General features: G+C 63.5%; 4 protein-coding genes. 2 read left to right on the forward strand and 2 right to left on the reverse strand.

All coding sequences use genetic code 11. From position 1 onward, the window contains the following. Nucleotides 1-26: 26 nt before the first annotated feature. Together J5M72_RS03560 and J5M72_RS03565 are read right to left on the reverse strand one after the other, a co-directional pair. On the reverse strand, nucleotides 27-10547 hold the full coding sequence (locus tag J5M72_RS03560; RefSeq protein ID WP_207864041.1) for an autotransporter-associated beta strand repeat-containing protein: 10521 nt from the start codon (nucleotides 10545-10547) through the stop codon (nucleotides 27-29). A gap of 320 nt (nucleotides 10548-10867) precedes the next feature. Continuing rightward, nucleotides 10868-16189, reverse strand: a complete 5322-nt coding sequence (locus J5M72_RS03565) for an autotransporter domain-containing protein (protein ID WP_207864042.1) — start codon at nucleotides 16187-16189, stop codon at nucleotides 10868-10870. 283 nt (nucleotides 16190-16472) lie between these two features. Here J5M72_RS03565 and J5M72_RS03570 point away from each other — a divergent pair, with 283 nt between their 5' ends. Continuing rightward, nucleotides 16473-17432 carry a nucleoside-specific channel-forming protein Tsx gene (locus tag J5M72_RS03570; protein WP_169431077.1) on the forward strand — a complete coding sequence of 320 codons (960 nt, stop codon included), beginning with the start codon at nucleotides 16473-16475 and terminating at the stop codon, nucleotides 17430-17432. Between the two features lie 14 nt (nucleotides 17433-17446). Further along, nucleotides 17447-18469 carry a purine nucleoside permease gene (locus tag J5M72_RS03575; protein ID WP_207864043.1) on the forward strand — a complete coding sequence of 341 codons (1023 nt, stop codon included), beginning with the start codon at nucleotides 17447-17449 and terminating at the stop codon, nucleotides 18467-18469. The last annotated feature ends 34 nt before the right edge of the window (nucleotides 18470-18503 follow it).

Here is an 18503-nt window from a genome sequence, read left to right on the forward strand (position 1 = left end):
GGGCGGCTAAAGTGCTTCGACCATGATCAGAAGCTTTGGCTGAAGCTGATGGTCATCGCGCTGTCGTTGTTGTCGCTGGACACCTGGCCCGAATAGCCGATACCGAGCTTGCCGGTCGGGCTGATCTGGAAGTCCACGCCGGCTTCGAGCAGCGCACTGTCCTTGGCAATCGGCACGCCTTGGGTGCTGAACGACGCGCCTCCGTCGATGAAGGTCAGGTCGGCGTCAGGCTTGGTGTCGCCGTAGGCATGCCGCCAGCCGATCGCTGCCCGTGGAGTGAGTTGGCTGCCATTGGCCAAGGTCACCAACTTGCCGATGCGCACACCGAGGGTCGAGTAGGTGATGTCCTGATCGGCATCGCCCTTCAGGCGCCCCACTCCGCCTTTTTCCTTGGCGGTGTCGCTGTCGTAGTTGACGTAGGCCAGGCCGGCGAAGGGCTCGATGGCCACGCCTGCTGCATTGATCGCATAACCCACTTCACCGAACACCTGGGCACTGCGGGCATCGTAATCAGCCTTCAGGCGGTCGTTGTAGCTGCCGACGCTGACGTCGCGCTTGGTCTCGATGCTGTGCCAGCTGTAGGCCGCACCGAGGCGCACGGCCAGGGCATCGAACTGCGAGCTCAGGTAGGCCGCCAGGTGGTAGCTGTCGACTTTGGCATCGGAGTTGCGGTCATGCGCGTTGAGGTTGCTGCGGGTGTAGCCCGCCGCCATCCCGGCGCGCCATTGATCGTCGAGTTGCTTGTCGGTGCCGAGCATGAAACCGCCGAGGCTGCGATCGACTTTCGCCGTGTTGCTGTCGCCGCCCATGTCACCCCAGGCACCGATGGCGCGGGCCCAGCCGACCATTTCACCGTGACAGCCGTTGCTGCTCAGTTGCGTGTCGCTCGGCGCCAGCGTGCGACGCGGATCATCCGCAGCACCGCAGGTAGGTTGACGCATACGGTCATTGACCGCTTCGCGCACAAAGCGTGAATCCTCCAGGACCGCGCTGGCGGTGCTGGCGTGGATTTCCCCGGACAGGTTGTCGAAGGCCTGCCGCGCACCCGCCACACTGAGGTTGACGATTTCGTTCTGCAGTGCCGCGCCCGCCGGGCCGTTGCGCGTCAACGCCGAGGCGGTGCTGCGCTGGTTACCGGTGGCGGCGACGTCGGTGAACGAGTTGCCGTTGCGACTGACCAGCAGGTTTACCGCATCAGGGCTGTACACCAGCGTTGAGGAGAGGAACGCGTACTGCGGCAGATCGGCCGCGCTGAAGGTGCCAGTCACTCCACCGCCGGCAGTGATCAGCGAATACACGGTGTTGCCGGTGAACGGCGCCAGGCTGTTCACTTGCAGGCCACCGCTCAGGTTGGCTGTACCACCGACGGTCAGTGGCGTAGCGGTCGGCGAACTGACGGTCAGAGCCAACACGCCATCGGCGGCGTTGATCAGGTTGCCGGCCACGCTCAGGTTTCCGTCACCACCACCGGAGGCCACTACCCCGTGGTTGACCACCGAACCGACGCTGCCGTTACCGCTCAAACCGGCGCCGTTGGCCACGGTCACTTGCCCGCCCAGAGAAGCCCGCGCCGCACGGCTGCCGACCTGCAGCACGCCTTGATCCACCGAGACAGTGCCACTGAACGGCTGATCGCCGGTCAACAGCAAGGTTCCGGTACCGCGTTTGGCCAGCGCACCGGTACCGCTGAGGCGACCGTTGAACTTGCCATCGGCATTCTGCTGGAACACCAGCGCCGCGTTGTCGAGGATGTTGCCTTGCAGGCTGGTGCTGTTACCGATCAGCGTACCGCCGCTGACGGTGGTGCCACCGCTGTAGGTGTTGGCACCGGTGAGAATCAACGTGCCGGCGTCGAGTTTCTCGATACCACCAGCGCCGATCAACGGCACATCGATTTGCGCGCTGGCACCGGCATTGACGCGGATCGGCGCCGGTGTACCGCCCGCGCCATTGACCGGCGTCAGCGTGTCGCCGGCATCCGGCACCAGGCTGTAGCCGTTGACGAGGAACTGCAGCCCGGTGAAGTTCTGATTGCCTTGCACGGTGACCGTACCGCCCTGCCCGCCGAACACCGCGAACTGTCCACTGGAGCCTTGCGCCTGAGTGCCGGTCGCGTCGGTCCAGTTGGTGCCGGGTCCCCATACGCCGCTGCCACCACCGATGCTGCCATCCGGATTGGTTTTGCCACCGTTCCAGAACTGCACCTCACCCGGCGTACCCTGCACCAGCAGATTGATCTGATTGGCCAAGGCGGTTTGCAGGGTCAGGTTTGACGCTGAAACCGGCAGGCTGCCGAAGACGAGGCCGTTGTTGGTCAGGCTGCCGCCGTAGGTAAACAGCTGGTAGACACCGGTGCCGAAGCCGCCGGCATTGCTGATGTTCAACGTACCGTCGAGGGTCAGGTTGCCGGCGACGTTGACCACGGTGGTGGAGCTGGCGGCCGAGCCAAGGCTGAAATCCAGGTTGGTCCCCGACGACAACGCCAGCGAACCGACGGACAACGGCGTTGCAATGCCGCCGCCGGTCAGCGTCGCACCGTTGGCCAGTTGCACGGCGCCGCCGATCACGCCGCTGCCGCCGATGGCCGCCCCGCTGGCCACGTTGACGTTGGCACTGTTGAGCACACCGTTGACGTTCAGCGCACCAGCCTGCACCGCGGTGTTGCCGGTGAAGGTGTTGTTGCCGGTCAGCAGCAAGGCGCCGGCGCCGGTTTTGTTGAGGGTGCCGGCGCCCGTCAGATTGCCGGTGTAGCTGCCATCGCTGTTCTGCTCGAAGGTCAGCGCCGCGTTGTTGACGATGGCGCCCTGCAGGCTGCTGGTGTCGCCACGGGTGTTGCCGCCGTTCAACGTAGTGCCGCCGCTGTAGGTGTTGGCACCGCTGAGCAGCAGGTCACCACTGCCGTTTTTCACCAGACTGCCGCTGCCGGTGATCGCACCGATCAGCGTGGTGTTCTGGTTGCCGGCCAGGGTCAGTTGCGCCCCCAGGTTGATGGTGTTGGCCAGTTGCAGCGCAGAGGTGCTGTCGAGCGTTCCGTTACCCGACACATTCAGCGCGCCGCTGCTGATCGCACTGTTGTTGCCCAGCACCAGCGTACCGCCGGAGAGCTGGGTGCCACCGGTATAGGTGTTGCTGCCGTTGAGGGTCAGGCTTGATGCGCCGGTCTTGATCAGACTGCCGCTGCCGCTGACCACCCCACCGAGGGTCAATGCATTGGAGCCGGCGACGGTGAGTCCGCCGTCGAGCACCACCGCGTTAGCCAGGCTGACGGCGGTGTTGCTGTCCAGCGCGGTGCCGTTGGCAGCGGTCAACACGCCAGTGCCGAGGGCGGCGTTGTTGCCGACCACGATCTTGCCGCCATTGAGTGCGGTGCCGCCGGTGTAGCCGTTGGCGGCGTTGAGCACCAGGGTGCCGGTGTCGTATTTGCCCAGTGTGCCGGCACCGTTGAGCGCCACGCCCACCGTCGCGGTGACGTTCGGATCGACCCGCACGGTGGCATTGCCCAGCGATCCGTTGACCAGATTCAGCGAACCGGCCGTGCCGTTCTGCAGGCTGTAGCCATCGGTGACGAACTGCATGCCAGTGATGGTTTGCGCGCCGTTCACCGTCACGGTGCCCGCTGTGCCCTGGAACACCGCGAAGTTGTTGGTCCAGGCCTGATTGGTGGTGCCGTTGACGTCGGTCCAGTTGGTGGTGCCGGTGCCCCAGGTGCCGCTGCCGCCATCGACCGAACCGTTGGCGACCAGTTGGTTACCATCCCAGAACTGCACGGTGACGCCCGGTGCGGTGACCAGCAGGTTGATCTGGTTGGCCAGCGCGGTTTGCAGGGTCAGGTCGCCCGGGGTGACGCTGCCCGGCACGGTGCCGATCAGCATGCCGTTGTCGGTCAGGCCACCGGTGTAGTTGATCAACCGGTACACGCCGCTGCCGAAACCGCCGATGTCGCTGACGTTGAGGGTACCGTCCAGGGTCAGGTTGCCGCCGACGTTGACCAGCGCGTTGCCGCCACCGGAGACCGGTGTGCCGAGGCCGACATCGAAGTTGGCGTTGGCGTTGAACACCAGCGAATTCACCGAAAGCGTGCTGCCGGTGGCGCCCGCCAGATGACCGCCGTCCGCCACGGTCACGGCCCCGCCGAGCGAGCCGCCGCCGGTCAGGGTGCCGCCGCTGTTGACCAGCACACTGGCACTGTCCAGCGAGCCGCTGACGTTCAAGGTCCCGGCGTTGACCGTGGTGTTACCGGTCAGGCTGTTGAGGCCGGTCAGGGTCAGCGTGCCGGTGCCGAGTTTGCTCAACTCGCCGGTGCCGGTGAGCACACCACCGAAAATGCTGCTGGCGTTGTTGCCGCCGATGCTCAGTGTGTTTCCGCCACCGATCAGTGCGGTACCGCTGCCGGTCAGGCTGGCGAGGCTGCCCGAACCGCCGAGGTTCAGCGTCGCGGCATTGCCGAGATTGACCCCGGCGTTGCTGCCCAGCGCCGAGTTGCCCAGGGTGGTCAGGCTGCCGGACTGCACGTCGAATGTGCCGCTGAAGCTGTTGTTGCCGGACAGCGTCAGGTCGGCCAGACCGTTCTTGGTCAAGGTGCCCGCCCCCGCAATCACGCCGCCCAACGTCAGGTTGTTGTTGCCGGCCACGCTCAGGTTGGCATTGACGTTGATGTTGTTGGCCAGCACCAGTGGCGCCGTGGTGTCGAGGGTCGAAGCGCCCGCCACGGTCACCGCGCCGGAGCCCAGGCCCGACGAGGTGCCGAGGGTCACGGTACCGGCGTTCAGCGTGGTGCCGCCGCTGTAGGTGTTGATGCCGTTGAGGGTCAGGTTGGACGCGCCGTTCTTGATCAGACCGCCGGTGCCGCTGACCACGCCGCCGAGCGCTACGTCGCTGCTGCCGGTGTTGGTCAGATTGGCGTTGAGCACTACGTTGTTGCCGAGCGACGCCGACGTGTTGCTGTCCAGCGAGGACGCACCGGCCACGGTCAGGTTGCCCAGGCCCAGAGCGCCGTTGCTGCCGGCGGTCAGGGTGCCGGCATTGAGGGTAACGCCGCCGAGGAAGTTGTTGGCACCGCTCAGGATCAGGTTGGCCGCGCCGTTTTTGGTCAGGCTGCCGGCGCCATTGATGGCCCCGCTCAGTGTCAGATCGTTGCTGCCGACGATGCCGAGGTTGCCCGCCAGATTGATCGCATTCCCCGCCGTGAAAGCGCCGCTGGCATCCAGGGTGGTGCCGTTCGCCGCGTTCAGGGTGGCCGAACCCAGCGCGCTGTTCGACGCCAGAACCAGACCGCCCGCGTTCAACGCCACCGGGCCGAGGAAGGCGTTGTTGCCGCCGAGGGTCAGGCTGGCCGAGCCGTTCTTGATCAAGCCGCCAGTGCCGGAAATGACACCGTTGAGGGTCAGCGCATTGCTGCCGAGCACGGTGAGGTTGCCATTCAGCGTGGCCGCGTTGGCCAGGGTCACGGCGGTGTTGCTGTCCAGTTGCGTGCCGGCGTTGGCGATCAACGCGCCAGTGCCCAGTGCGGTGTTGCTGCCGACCACCAGGGTGCCGCCGTCCAGTTGCGTGCCACCGGTGTAGCTGTTGGCGCCGTTGAGCACCAGGGTGCCGGCGTCGAGTTTGTTGAGGATACCGCTGCCGTCGATGTTCACCCCGACCGTGGCGGTCACGCCCGGATCGACCCGCATCGCGGTGGTGCCGCCTGTGCCGTTGACCGCGGTCAACAGCCCCGAGGAACCATTCACCACGTTGTAGCCATCGGTGAGGAACTGCATCCCGGTGAACAGTTGCGTGCCGTTGACCGAAACGGTGCCGGCCGTGCCCTGGAACACTGCGAAGTCGCCGGCCCAGGTCTGGTTCAACGTGCCGTTGGAATTGGTCCAGTTGGTCCCACCGGCATTCCAGGTGCCGCTGCCGCCATCCACTGTGCCGTTGGGGATCGTCTGGCTGCCGTCCCAGAAGCGCAGGTTGGTGTTCGGCGCCGACACGACCAGATTCACCTGATTACCCAGGGTCTGCACCAGGATGTCGCCGAGGCCGTAACCCACCGGTACACCGGCCACGGTCAGGCCGTTGTCGGTCAATGCGCCGATGTAGTTGAACAAGCGATAGACACCGACACCGAAACCGCCGGCATCGGTGACGTTGAGATTGCCGTCGAGGGTCAGGTTGCCGCCGACGTTCATCAGCGACGTGGTCGATGGCGTGGCGAGGCTAGCGTCAACATTGCTGTTAACGGTGAGAATCAATGACGAGGCGGACAAGGTATTGCCCGAAGACAACGCCAGATGACCGCCGCTGTTGACGGTGATGACGCCAAGCGCCGAACCGGTACCCGTGAGGGTCGCGCCGTTGTTGATGTTGAGCTGGGTGCTGGCCAGCGATCCGGTGAGATTCAACGTACCGGCGTTGACGTTGGTGTTGCCGGTGAGGCCGCTGCTGCCGGTCAGATTCAACGTGCCGGTACCGACTTTGGTCAGCGCACCGCTGCCACCGAGGTCGCCGTCGAACGTGCTGGTGCTGCTCACGCCACCCACCGTCAGGGTGTTGCCGCCAGCGATCTGCACACTGCCGCTGCCGCTCAGCCCGTTGAGGCTGGTGCTGCTGTTGAGATAGAGATTGGCACCGGCGCTGATATTGGCGCCGGAGGTGTTGCCGAGTGCCCCGCTGCTCACGGTGGTGACGCTGCCGGAGGCGATGTTCAGCGCACCGGTGAAGGTGTTGTTGCCGCTGAGCGTCAGGTCGCCAAAGCCGTCCTTGGTCAGGCTGCCTGCACCATCGATCACACCGCTGAGGTTCAGGGTGTTGCTGCCGGCCAGGGTCAGGCCGGCGTTGAGGGTGATGTTGTTGCCGACGCTCATGCCGCTGCTGGTGTCCAGCGTCGACGCACCACCGACGGTCAGACCGCCACTGCCCAAGGCAGCGGCCGAGCTCAGTGTCAGCGTACCGGCATTGAGAGTGGTGCCACCGCTGTAGGTGTTGGTGCCGTTAACGGTCAGGTTGGCCGCGCCGTTCTTGATCAACTGGCCTGCGCCGCTGACCACGCCACCCAGGGTCAGGTCCTGGGTACCGCCGACGCTCAGCGCCGCATTGAGCACCACCGCGTTGGCCAGGCTGACCAGCGGCGAACTGCTGTCGAGCGTTGCCGCACCGCCGACGGTCAAGGCACCGGTGCCCAGTGCGGAGCTGTTGCCGACGGTCACTGTACCGGCGTTTAGCGTGGTGCCACCGACGTAGGTGTTGGTGCCGTTGAGGTTCAGATTTTCCGCACCGTTTTTCACCAGGCTGCCGGCTCCGGCGACGGTCCCGGTGAGGGTCAGATCCGCGCTGCCGCCGATGTTCATCGCACCGGCCAGGTTGACCTGGTTGCCCAGGGTTACGGCGGTGTTGGTGTCCAGCGTGGTGCCGGCCGCTGCGTTCAATGCGCCGCTGCCGATCGCGGTGTTGCTGCCGACAATCAACTTGCCGACGTTGAGTGCGGTGTTGCCGAAGTAGGTATTGGCGCCGTTGAGGATCAGGTCGGCCGGGCCGCTCTTGATCAGGCCGCCAACCCCGGCAACCACGCCGGTAAGGGTCAGCGCGTTGCTGCCACCGACCGTCACGTTGCCGCCGAGGTTGACGTTGTTGGCCAGGCTGGTCGCGGTGCCGGCATCCAGCGTGGTGCCGTTGGCGGCGTTGAGTACGCCGCTGCCGAGGGCGGTGTTGGAGCCGACGATCAGCGTCCCGGCGTTTAGCGATGTAGCGCCGCTGTAGGTGTTGTTACCGTTGAGAGTCAGGGTAGAGGCACCTGTCTTGATCAGGCTGCTACCACCGCTGATCACTCCGCCGAGGGTTAACGGGTTGGCGCCGCCGACGGTAAGGTTGGCATTCAGCGCAATCGCGTTGTTCAGTGTCACGTTGGCGCTACTGTTGAGCGTTGCGCCCGCCCCGCCTACGGTCAGCGTGCCGGTGCCGAGTGCCGCGCCGTTGCCGACGGTCAGGCTGCCGTCGTTGAGCGCGGTGCCGCCGGTGAAGGTGTTGGCACCGTTGAGGGTCAGGTTGGCCGTGCCGTTCTTGATCAACTGACTGGCGCCGCTGAGCACGCCACCCAGAATCATGCCGTTGCTGCCGCCGATGGCCAGGTTGCCGTTGAGTGCAACGTTGTTGTTCAGGATGACCGAGGTGTTGCTGTCGAGAGTCGCGGCATTGGCGACGGTCAGGTCGCCGCTGCCCAGCGCGGCGGCATTGCCGACGGTCAGGGTGCCGGCGTTCAGGGTGGTGCCACCGCTGAAGGTGTTGGCGCCGTTGAGAATCAGGTTCGCCACGCCATTCTTGGTCAACCCGCCGCTGCCGCTGACAACACCGCCAAGGGTCAGGTTGGCGTTGCCGGCGATGTTCAGATCGCCGCCGAGGGCGACGGCGTTGCTCAGCACCACGCTGGTGCTGGCGTCGAGGGTGGTGCCCGCTGCCGTGGTCAGTGCGCCGGTACCGAGCGCAGCGTTGGAGCCGACGATCAGCGTCCCGGCATTCAGTACCGTGCCGCCGGAGAAGGTGTTGTTGCCGCTGAGGGTCAGGTTCGCGGTGCCGTTCTTGACCAGGTTGCCGGCGCCACTGATGACGCCGCTCAGGCCCAGCGCCTGAGTACCGCCGATGGTCAGATCCGCCGCCAGCGCCACGGCGTTGGCCAAAGTCACCGCCGTGGTCGCATCCAGCGTGGTGCCGGCCGCCGCATTCAGTGCGCCCGTGCCGAGGGCGGTGTTGCTGCCGACGAGCAAACTGCCGCCGTTGAGCGCGGTGGCGCCGCTGTTGGTGTTGTTGCCGGTCAGGGTCAGGCTGGCGCTGCCGCTCTTGGTGATCGCCCCGGTGCCGGACACGACGCCGGCCAGGGTCAGGGCATTGCTGCCGAGCACGTTCAACGTACCGGTGATACCGACGTTGTTGGCCAGGGTCACGTTGCCGGTGCTGTCGAGGCTGGTGCCGTTGCTGGTGTTGAGTACACCGCTGCCCAGGGCGTTGTTGTTGCCGACGCGCAAGGTGCCGGCACTGAGGCTGGTGGTCCCGGTGTAGGTGTTGATGCCGTTGAGGGTCAGGCTGCCGCTGCCGGTTTTGGTCAGGTTGCTGGCGCCGCTGATCACCCCGCCCAGGGTCAGCGCACCGGTGCCGGTCGCGGTCAGGGTGCTGTTGAGCGTGATCGCGTTGGCCAGCGAAATCGGCGTCGTTGCCGAGATGCTCGAAGCGCCGCCGACCGTAATGCCGCCAGTGCTGAATGCCGAGTTGTTACCCACAAGCACTGTGCCGCCGTTGAGCACGGTGTTGCCGGTGTAAGTGTTGATGCCGTTGAGGTTGAGCTGACCGCTGCCAATCTTGGTCAAGCCGCCAGTACCGGAAATCACGCCGTTCAGGGTGGTGCCGTTGATGCCCTGCAGAGTGAGGCCGCTGGCGCCCAGGTTGATCTGGTTGGCCAGTGACAAACCGGCGTTGCTGGCCTGGAGGATCCCGCCGTTGGACGTCAGCACGCCACTGCCGAATGCCGCGTTGTCGTTGAACTGCGCGACACCGCCATTGAGCGTGGTCGCACCACTGACCAACGGCCCTTGCAAGGTCCAGGTGCCGCTGTTGAGGGTCAGGTTGTTGAAGTTGACGTACGTCGCGCTGGACGCCGTGCCGGTCCCGGTGGTGCCGCCGCCGAGGCCGATCGGGTTTTGCAGGATCAGCGTGTTGGTACCGGCCGCGCCGCCATCGATCGTCCCGGTCGGAGCGAAGGTCAGGTTGATGCCGATCAGGCCACCGAGGCCGACGGACACTTGCACACCGTCGCCGACGTTAACGCTGGAACCGGTGATCGCGTAGAAGGTGTTGGTACTGCCCGCCCCCATCGACACGCCGCCAGTGATGTTACCGGCGTTGGTGAAGGTGTTGCCCGCCACCGACGTCTCGAACGCGATCCGGCCGTTGATCGTGCCGCTGGCACTGTTGGTCATGTTGACTTGCGAACCGCCATACACCCCGACCACTGGCGTATCGGCCAGGGTGATGCCGCCGACCGACAGCCCGGTCGAGGTAATCGTGCCGTCGTTGGTGATGGTCGTAGTGCCCGACACGGAGTTGTTCACGCCAATCCCCAGACCGTCGATGCTGGTCAGGTTGAGGCCGAGCAACATGCCGGTGCCGCGAATGATCCCGGTGGTGTTGTTGACGATGCTTACCGTGCTGGTCGCGCCGGTGCCGATGAACGCACCGCCACTGAGGATAGAAACCAGGCCCAGCAAGGCAGGATCGAGGGTGCCGGAGTTGTTCAGGTTGATGTTGGCCCCGGTCAGGTTGATCACCTTGCCGCCCAGGGTCGCGTTCATCTGCGCCCCGGAGCTGACGTTGACCGTCAGCCCGCTGGTCGCACTGCTGTAGTCGTTGAGAAACAGCGGCAGCGTCGGAACACCCGAACAGGTAATCGTGGAGCCTGCCGCCGAGCAGGTGGCGAACGCCTGCTCGCTGACACCACCGAACAGTAGCCCGGCGACACTCAGATGCACGGCAAGGGACAGTGGGGAAAAGCGCGAAACGAGGGCGACACCAAACCTTGATTCCACGGGCTACTCCTTTCGTGGCCGATTTCGTCCTTGAAGGCGTGCAACGGCGGCGAGATACCGCACACGTATCAAGCGTATGACGGTCATCAGATAAACCGTCTATTCCAGACACACGCTAGTTGATGCCCTGCGATGGGGCACCGGTTAAATAGTGTTAATACTTTTGTGCGATAAGGCCCTGCGTGGATACTTCCAGCCGTTCTGAGCAAGGGGTTGGGGGCTTTTTCAGGCGCCAGACACAGGGATCTTCAACGCTTTCGCGTTCTGACCCCGGAAACAAAAAACCGCCCTGGCGGGCGGTCTGAGTGCTTCGACAACGATCAGAAGCTTTGGCTGAAGCTGATGCTCATCGCGCTGTCGTGGCTGTCGCTGGACACCTGGCCCGAGTAGCCAATGCCGAGTTTGCCGGTCGGGGTGATCTGGAAGTCCACACCGGCCTCGAGCAGCGCGCTGTCTCTGGCAATCGGCGCGCCCTGGGTGCTGAACGAAGCGCCGCCGTCGATGAAGGTCAGGTCGGCATCAGGCTGGGTATCGCCATAGGCATGCCGCCAGCCGATGGCCGCTCGCGGGGTCAGTTGACTGCCGTTGGCCAGTGTCACCAACTTGCCGATACGCACACCGAGGGTTGAATAGGTGATGTCCTGATCGGCATCGCCCTTCAGCCGCCCCATTCCACCTTTTTCCCTGGCGGTGTCGCTGTCGTAGTTGACGTAAGCCAGACCGGCGAACGGTTCGATGGCCACACCTGCCGCATTGATGGCGTAACCCACTTCACCGAACACCTGGGCACTGCGGGCATCGTAGCGAGCCTTCAAGCGGTCATTGTAACTGCCGACGTTGACTTCACGTTTGGTGTCGAGACGGTGCCAGCTGTAGGCGGCGCCAAGTCGCACTGCCAGGGCATCGAACTGCGAATTCAGGTAAGTCGCCAGGTGGTAGCTGTCGACCTTGGCATCGGAGTTTCGATCATGGGCATTGAGATTGCTGCGGGTGTAGCCGGCCGCCATACCGGCGCGCCATTGCTCGTCCAGTTGCTTGTCGGTGCCGAGCATGAAACCGCTGAGGCTACGATCGACACTGGCCGTGTTGCTGTCGCCGCCCATATCGCCCCATGCGCCAATGGCACGGGCCCAGCCGACCATTTCACCGTGACAGCCGTTGCTGCTCAATTGGGTATCGCTCGGGGCCAGCGTGCGGCGTGGATCATCCGCAGCGCTGCAGGTTGGCTGGCGCATACGGTCATTGACCGCTTCACGCAGGAAGCGCGAATCCTCGAGAACCGCACTGGCGGTGCTCGCATGGATCTCCCCGGACAGATTGTCGAAGGCCTGCCGTGCACCTGCCACGTTGAGGTTGGCGATTTCGTTCTGCAACGCCGCGCCCGCCGGACCATTGCGCGTCAACGCCGAGGCGGTGTTGCGCTGGTTGCCAGTGGTCGCAGCGTCAGCGAACGAGGTGTCGTTACGGCTGACCACCAGATTCACTGCGTTGGCGTCATACACCAGCGCTGTATTGAGGAACGTGTACTGCGGCAGATCGGCCGCGCTAAAGGTGCCAGTCACTCCACCGCCGGCAGTGATCAGCGAATACACCGTGTTGCCGGTGAACGGCGTCAGGCTGTTCACTTGCAGGCTTCCACCCAGCGCCGCTGTACCACCAACGGCCAGAGGTGTAGCGGTCGGAGAACTGACGGTCAGGGCCAACACGCCGTCGGCGGCGTTGGTCAGGTTGCCGGCCACGCTCAGGGTGCCGGCCTCGGCACCCGAAACCAGCACACCGTGGTTGACCACCGAACCGACACTGCCGTTACCGCTCAAGATTGCGCCATTGGCCACGCTCACCTGCCCGCCCAGGGAGCCCCGCGCCGCGCGGCTGCCGACCTGCAGCATGCCTTGATCCACCGAGACCGCGCCGTTGAACGGCTGATCGCCGGTCAACAGGAAGGTCCCGGTACCGCGTTTGGCCAGCGCACCGGCTCCGCCGAGGCGACCGTTGAAGGCGCTGCTGGCGTCGTTGCTGCCGATGCTCAAGGTGTGGCCAGCGCCGATCAATGCAGTGCCGGAGCCGGTCAGTCTGGCCAGATTCGCCGAGCCACCCAGATTGAGCGTCGCAGGCGCTTCAAGGTTGAGACTGGCGCCGTTGCCCAGTGCCGAGTCGCCGACGGTTGTCAGGCTGCCGGCCCGGAAATCCAGAAGACCACTGAACGTGTTGGCGCCCGTCAGTTTCAGATCAACTTTGCTCAGATGGGTCAACGTGCCGGTGCCGGCAATCACTCCGTTGAAGACCATACCGTAGGTCAGATATTGACTGCGAGTCACCGTCAGGTTGGCGTTGAGGTCGATGTCGTTGTCAAAAGTCGTCGGATTACCCGATTCAAGACTCGAATCACCGCCTACGATCAGCTTGCCAGTGCCCAAAGCACCGGAAAATGCGCTCAGCGAGCCGCCATTCAACGTGAGGCCACCGGTCCAGTTTCTGGCCTCAACGATGTGCAGGCTGGACGAACCGTTTTTGATCAGCCGACCGCTGCCGCTGACGTCGCGCAGGGATGTCGGTACGTCGCCGGGGAGCGTCAGGTCAGCGTTGAGCACCAGGCGGTTGGTAAGCTCGACCCGATCAATAGCGGTGAGAACCGATGCGCCGTTGACAACGATAGGCCCTGGGCCCGTAGAGCGATAGTCTTGCAGAGTCAGTGTCCCGCCATTCAACACCGTTCCACGGAAGGAGCTGTTACTTCCGATCAACGTCAGGTTGCCTGTACCGTCCTTGATCAGGCCACCCTCGCCAAGGATCATACCGCTCAACGTCAGATCGTTATTGCCAAGCAGGTGCAGGTCGCCTGTGAGGTACATCGTATTGCCGATATTCAAGCCACCCGTCGTTTCCAGCGTGGCGTCATTCGCCACTTTCAGGGCGCCGGAACCCAGCGCCGTGTTCGAGGCCAGAAGCAGGCCACCGGCATTCAACGTCACCGGCCCAAGGAAGTTGTTATTGTCGGCGAGCGTCAGGACGGAGGCGCCATTCTTGGTCAGCCCGCCTGTGCCACTGATAACGCCGTTGAGCGCAAGGTCGTGATTGCCGCCCACTGTGAGGTTGCTGTTGAGAGTGATCGCGTTGTCCAGCGCGACGGCCTTGTTGCTCTCCAGTTGCGTGTCCGCATTGGCGACCAGTGCGCCGCTGCCCAGCGCCGTGTTGCTGCCGACCACCAGCGTGCCGCCATCCAGTCGGGTTCCACCGGAATAACTGTTGTCGCCGTTGAGTACCAGCGTACCGCTGTCGACTTTATTGAGAATGCCACTGCCGTTGATGTTCACACCAATCGTTGCGGTCACCCCCGGATCGACCCGCATCACCGTAGTGCCACTGAAGCCGTTGACAGCGGTCAGTTGCCCCGCTGTGCCGTTCACCAGGTTGTAGCCATCGGTGAGAAATTGCAGACCGGCGAACCGTTGTGTGCCATTGACGGACACCGTGCCGGCCGCGCCCTGAAAGATGCCGAAATCGTCACCCCAGGACTGATTCAGCGCGCCGTTGGAACGGGTCCAGTTCGTGCCGCCGGCGCTCCACGTGCCACTGCCACCGTCCACCGTTCCATTGGCGATGGTCTGGCTGCCGTCCCAGAAGCGCAGGTTGCTGTTCGGTGCCGCGACCACCAGATTGATCTGGTTACTCAGCGCCTGCACCACCATGTCGCCGAGACGGTAACCCAAGGGTACGTCGGTCACGGTCAGGCCATTGTCGGTCAGCGTGCCGGTGTAGTTGAACAAGCGATAGACACCGACGCCGAAACCACCGGCGTCTCTGACATTGAGGTTGCCGTCGAGGGTCAGGTTGCCGCCGATGTTCAACACCGGCGTGCTCGATGGAGTTGCAAGGCGCACATCGACATTACTGTCGGAATCGAGGATCAGTCGGCCTACGGACATCGTGGTGCCTGAGGACAATGCCAGGTGTCCGCCGTCGTCGATGTGCACCTGTTGCTGAATCGAACCACTGCCGGTCAGGGTGGCGCCGCTTTTGACGTCAACCGAGCTGTTCAGCAATCCGCCGACGTTCAAGGTACCGCCATCGACAATGCTTGAACCATTATGAAAGTCGTTGTTACCGGTGAGCGTCAGGGTACCGGTGCCATCTTTGATCAAGCGAGACGTATGGATCTCGCCGTCAAAGGTATTGCTGACGTCATTGCCCACGTAAAGGCTGCCGTAGCCCGACACGTACACGTTACCGGCGCCATTCAGCCCACCGAGAGAGAGATTGTGGTCAACGTAGAGATTGGTGCCGGCACTGAGGTTGACGATGGGATAGCTGCCGACCGCGCCGCCGTCATGCGTGTAGACGTTGCCGGAAACGATATTCAAAGGACCTTTGAAGATGTTGTACAGAGCCCCGAGCGTCAGATTGCCAGAGCCGGTCTTGGTCAGACCACCGCTGCCGGATATCATCCCGCTCAAGGTTATGTCGTTGCTGCCCTGCACGGTCAGGCCGTCGGCCCCGAGGCTGATCTCGTTGGTCAGTGTCAACCCGGCATTGCCGGCCTCGATAGTTCCGCCGTTGGAAGTCAGGACACCGTTACCGAACGTGGCGTTGTCATTGAACCGGGCAATACCGCCATTGAGGGTGGTGCTGCCGCTGACCAATGCCGCCTCCAAGGTCCAGTTGCCGCTGTTGACGGTCAGGTTGTCGAAGTTGACGTAGGTGGCGCTCGATGCCGTGCCGACACCGCTGGTGCCGCCGCCGACACCGGCCGTGTTCTGCAGAATCAGGTTGTTGGTGCCACCTGCGCCGCCGTCGATCTGCCCGGTGGGGGCAAAGGTCAGATTGACGCCTGCCATGCCGCCGAGCCCGGCACCACTCTGCACGCCATCACCGATTCCAACGCTGGAGCCGGTCACCGCAGTGAAGGTGTTGTGACTGTTCGCACCCAGCGAAACACTGCCATTGATGCTGCCGGCGTTGGTGAATGCGTTGCCACCCGCCGACGATTCGAACGCCACCCGCCCGGTAATCTGGCCTGTGGCGCCGTTGACCATGTTCACCTGGGAACCACCACCGTGTACCGCGACCACGGGAGTATCGGCCAGAGGAATGCCGGGCTGGACTCCGGTTGAGGTAATGGTGCCGTTATTGATAATTCGGGTGACGCCGCCCGCCGGGTTGACGACATTGATCGCCAGGCCACCGAGATCAGTCAGGTTCGGCCCCTGCACCATGCCGGTGCCACGGAGGATACCGCCGGCATTGTTGAGCACGTTGATCACGCCTGGCGCGCCACTCGCCCCCAGCAACAGAGCACCGCTCAATTGCGACATGGGGCCGGTGTACGCCGGGTCGATGGTGCCGGAGTTGTTCAGCGTGACGTTGCTTCCCGTCAGGGCTATCGCGGAGCCTCCCGGAACGGCATTCATCGCTGCGCCAGCATCGACATTTACCGTCAGACCGTTGGCAGCACTGGCGTAGGTGTTGAGGAGCAGCGGCAAGGTCGGCACACCGGTGCACGTCACGGACGAGCCGACGGTTGCGCAACTGGCGAACGCCGGTGCGCTGAAACCGCCAAACAGGAGTCCGACGACGCTCAGGTGAACAGCAAGAGAAAGGGGGGAAATACGTGATCCGAGGCCAACACCAAACCTTGCTTCCACAAACAACTCCCTATGTGGTCAATTTCGTCCTTCGAGGCGTGCGAAAGTAAGCAGATTCGACAGACTAATCAAGCAGATCTCTAACATTCAGCAACAGTTTCCCATCCGAATCCAAGCGATACCCCACTTTCAAAAATCAAAGCCATTGCGAACTTTTTCAGTTTTCAACTTTGATAATTGGTACGGCTTGTGCAAACGTTTGCGAAGCGTCAATGCCGCCACTTTCGTAACACACCCGTACAGGCCCGCCGCTCCGGGCCTTGATCCGCAAAAAGGACTTTGAATGCACGTTTCTTCCTGCCACCGCCGTCGCGGTGTGCGCACCTTTGCTGTTTCCCTGCTACTGACCGGCGTTACCGGAGTTCTCAGTCAGACCACGCTGGCGCAGCCTGCCCTGCCTGAGGAATCCGCCCAGGGCGAAGCCCTCAGCCCCGAGGCCAGCCCGCCGAAAAAAGGCGCGTACCTGTCGGACTGGTACAACCAGGACCTGATGCTGATCGGCAGCAAGGACATCAGCTTCGGCCCGCAACCGGCCGATGATATTTACCTGGAATACGAGTACTTCGGGCGCAAGGGTCCGTTCGAGTTGTACGGCTACATCGACATTCCGAAGATCTTCAACATCGGCAACAGCCACGACAAAGGCGTGTGGGATCACGGCTCGCCGGTGTTCATGGAGCACGAACCGCGCATCTCCATCGACTACCTCGCCGGCCGCAGCCTGGCCATCGGGCCGTTCAAGGAATGGTACGTGGCGTTCGACTGGATCTACGACCACGGCAGCCGCAAGGAAAACCGCGCCAACACGCTGTACAGCGGTTTGGGTACCGACATCGACACCCACTCGCGGGTCAACCTGTCGGCCAACCTGTACGGGCGCTACCAGTGGGAAAACTACGGTGCCAGCAACGAATATTCGTGGGACGGCTACCGCGCGCAGCTGAAGTACATCGTGCCGATCGACAAATTCAGCAACGGCGCCTCGCTGACCTACATCGGCTTCACCAACTTCGATTTCGGTTCGGACCTGCACAAGGACAACCCGGCGCGCACCGCCAATGCCACGGTGGCGACCAATGTGTTGCTGTACTCGTTCACCCACCTGCGTTTCACCCTGGTTGGCCGCTACTTCCACAACGGCGGCAACTGGGAGGACGGCAGCGAGCTGAATTTTGGCGACGGCAATTTCCGCGCACGTTCCAATGGCTGGGGTTACTACGCCGGCATTGGTTATCAGTTCTGAATCCAGGAGCCATCATGAAAGCAATGACGCGTGTATCACTGGCCGCTGCGGCCCTGCTCTCTTCCAACGCATGGTCGGGCGAGGCGCCGATTCAACCGAAAGTGGTGCTGATCACCATGTTCGCCCCGGAGGCGCAGCACTGGATCGATCGCCTCGAGCTCAAGCAGGAAATCCGCGTGCCGGGCCTGTCGGCCGAATACCCGACCATTCGCTGCAACACGCAGCAGGTGTGCCTGATGACCACCGGCATGGGCCAGAGCAACGCCGCCGCCTCGACCCTGGCACTGGCGCTGTCGCCGAAATTCGACCTGCGCAAAAGCTACTTCCTGATTGCCGGGATTGCCGGCATCAGCCCCAAACACGGGACTATCGGCACCGCCGCCTGGGCCCATTACCTGGTGGAGTTCGGCACCCAGTGGGAGCTGGATTCGCGCGATGCGCCATCGAACTGGCCGACCGGTTATCTCGGCATCAACACGAAAGGCCCGAACGAAAAACCGCCGCTGGACTACAAGACCGAAGTCTTCGAACTCAACCCGAAACTGCAGGCCAAGGCCTTCGCCCTGAGCCACAAGGTCGAACTGAGCGAGAGCAAGGAATCGGCCGCGTGGCGCCAGAAATACCCGGCAGCACCGGCCAATCAGCCCCCCGTGGTCACCCGGTGCGACACGCTGGCGGGCAACACCTGGTTCTCCGGCACGCGCCTGAGCGAACGCGCCGAGGTGTGGACCAAACTGCTGACCGATAACAAGGGCGAATACTGCACCACCCAACAGGAAGACAACTCCACCTACGAAGCCTTGCTGCGCGCCAGCCGCGAGGGTCTGGTGGACGTGCAGCGCCTGGCCGTGGTGCGCGCCGGCTCCGACTTCGACCGCCCGGCGCCGGGCGGCAGCGAAGTGGACAACCTGCTCAAGTACGCCGATCAGGGCGGATTCGTGCCGGCACTGGAAAACCTCTACCGCGCGGGTCATCCGCTGGTGCAGGACATCCTGAAAAACTGGTCGGCATGGGAGAACGGCGTCCCGCAATCCTGAGACCCAAAAAAACCGTGGGAGCGAACTCGCTCCC

Source organism: Pseudomonas sp. 58(2021) (assembly GCF_017491585.1).
Lineage (GTDB): Bacteria > Pseudomonadota > Gammaproteobacteria > Pseudomonadales > Pseudomonadaceae > Aquipseudomonas > Aquipseudomonas fluorescens_BT.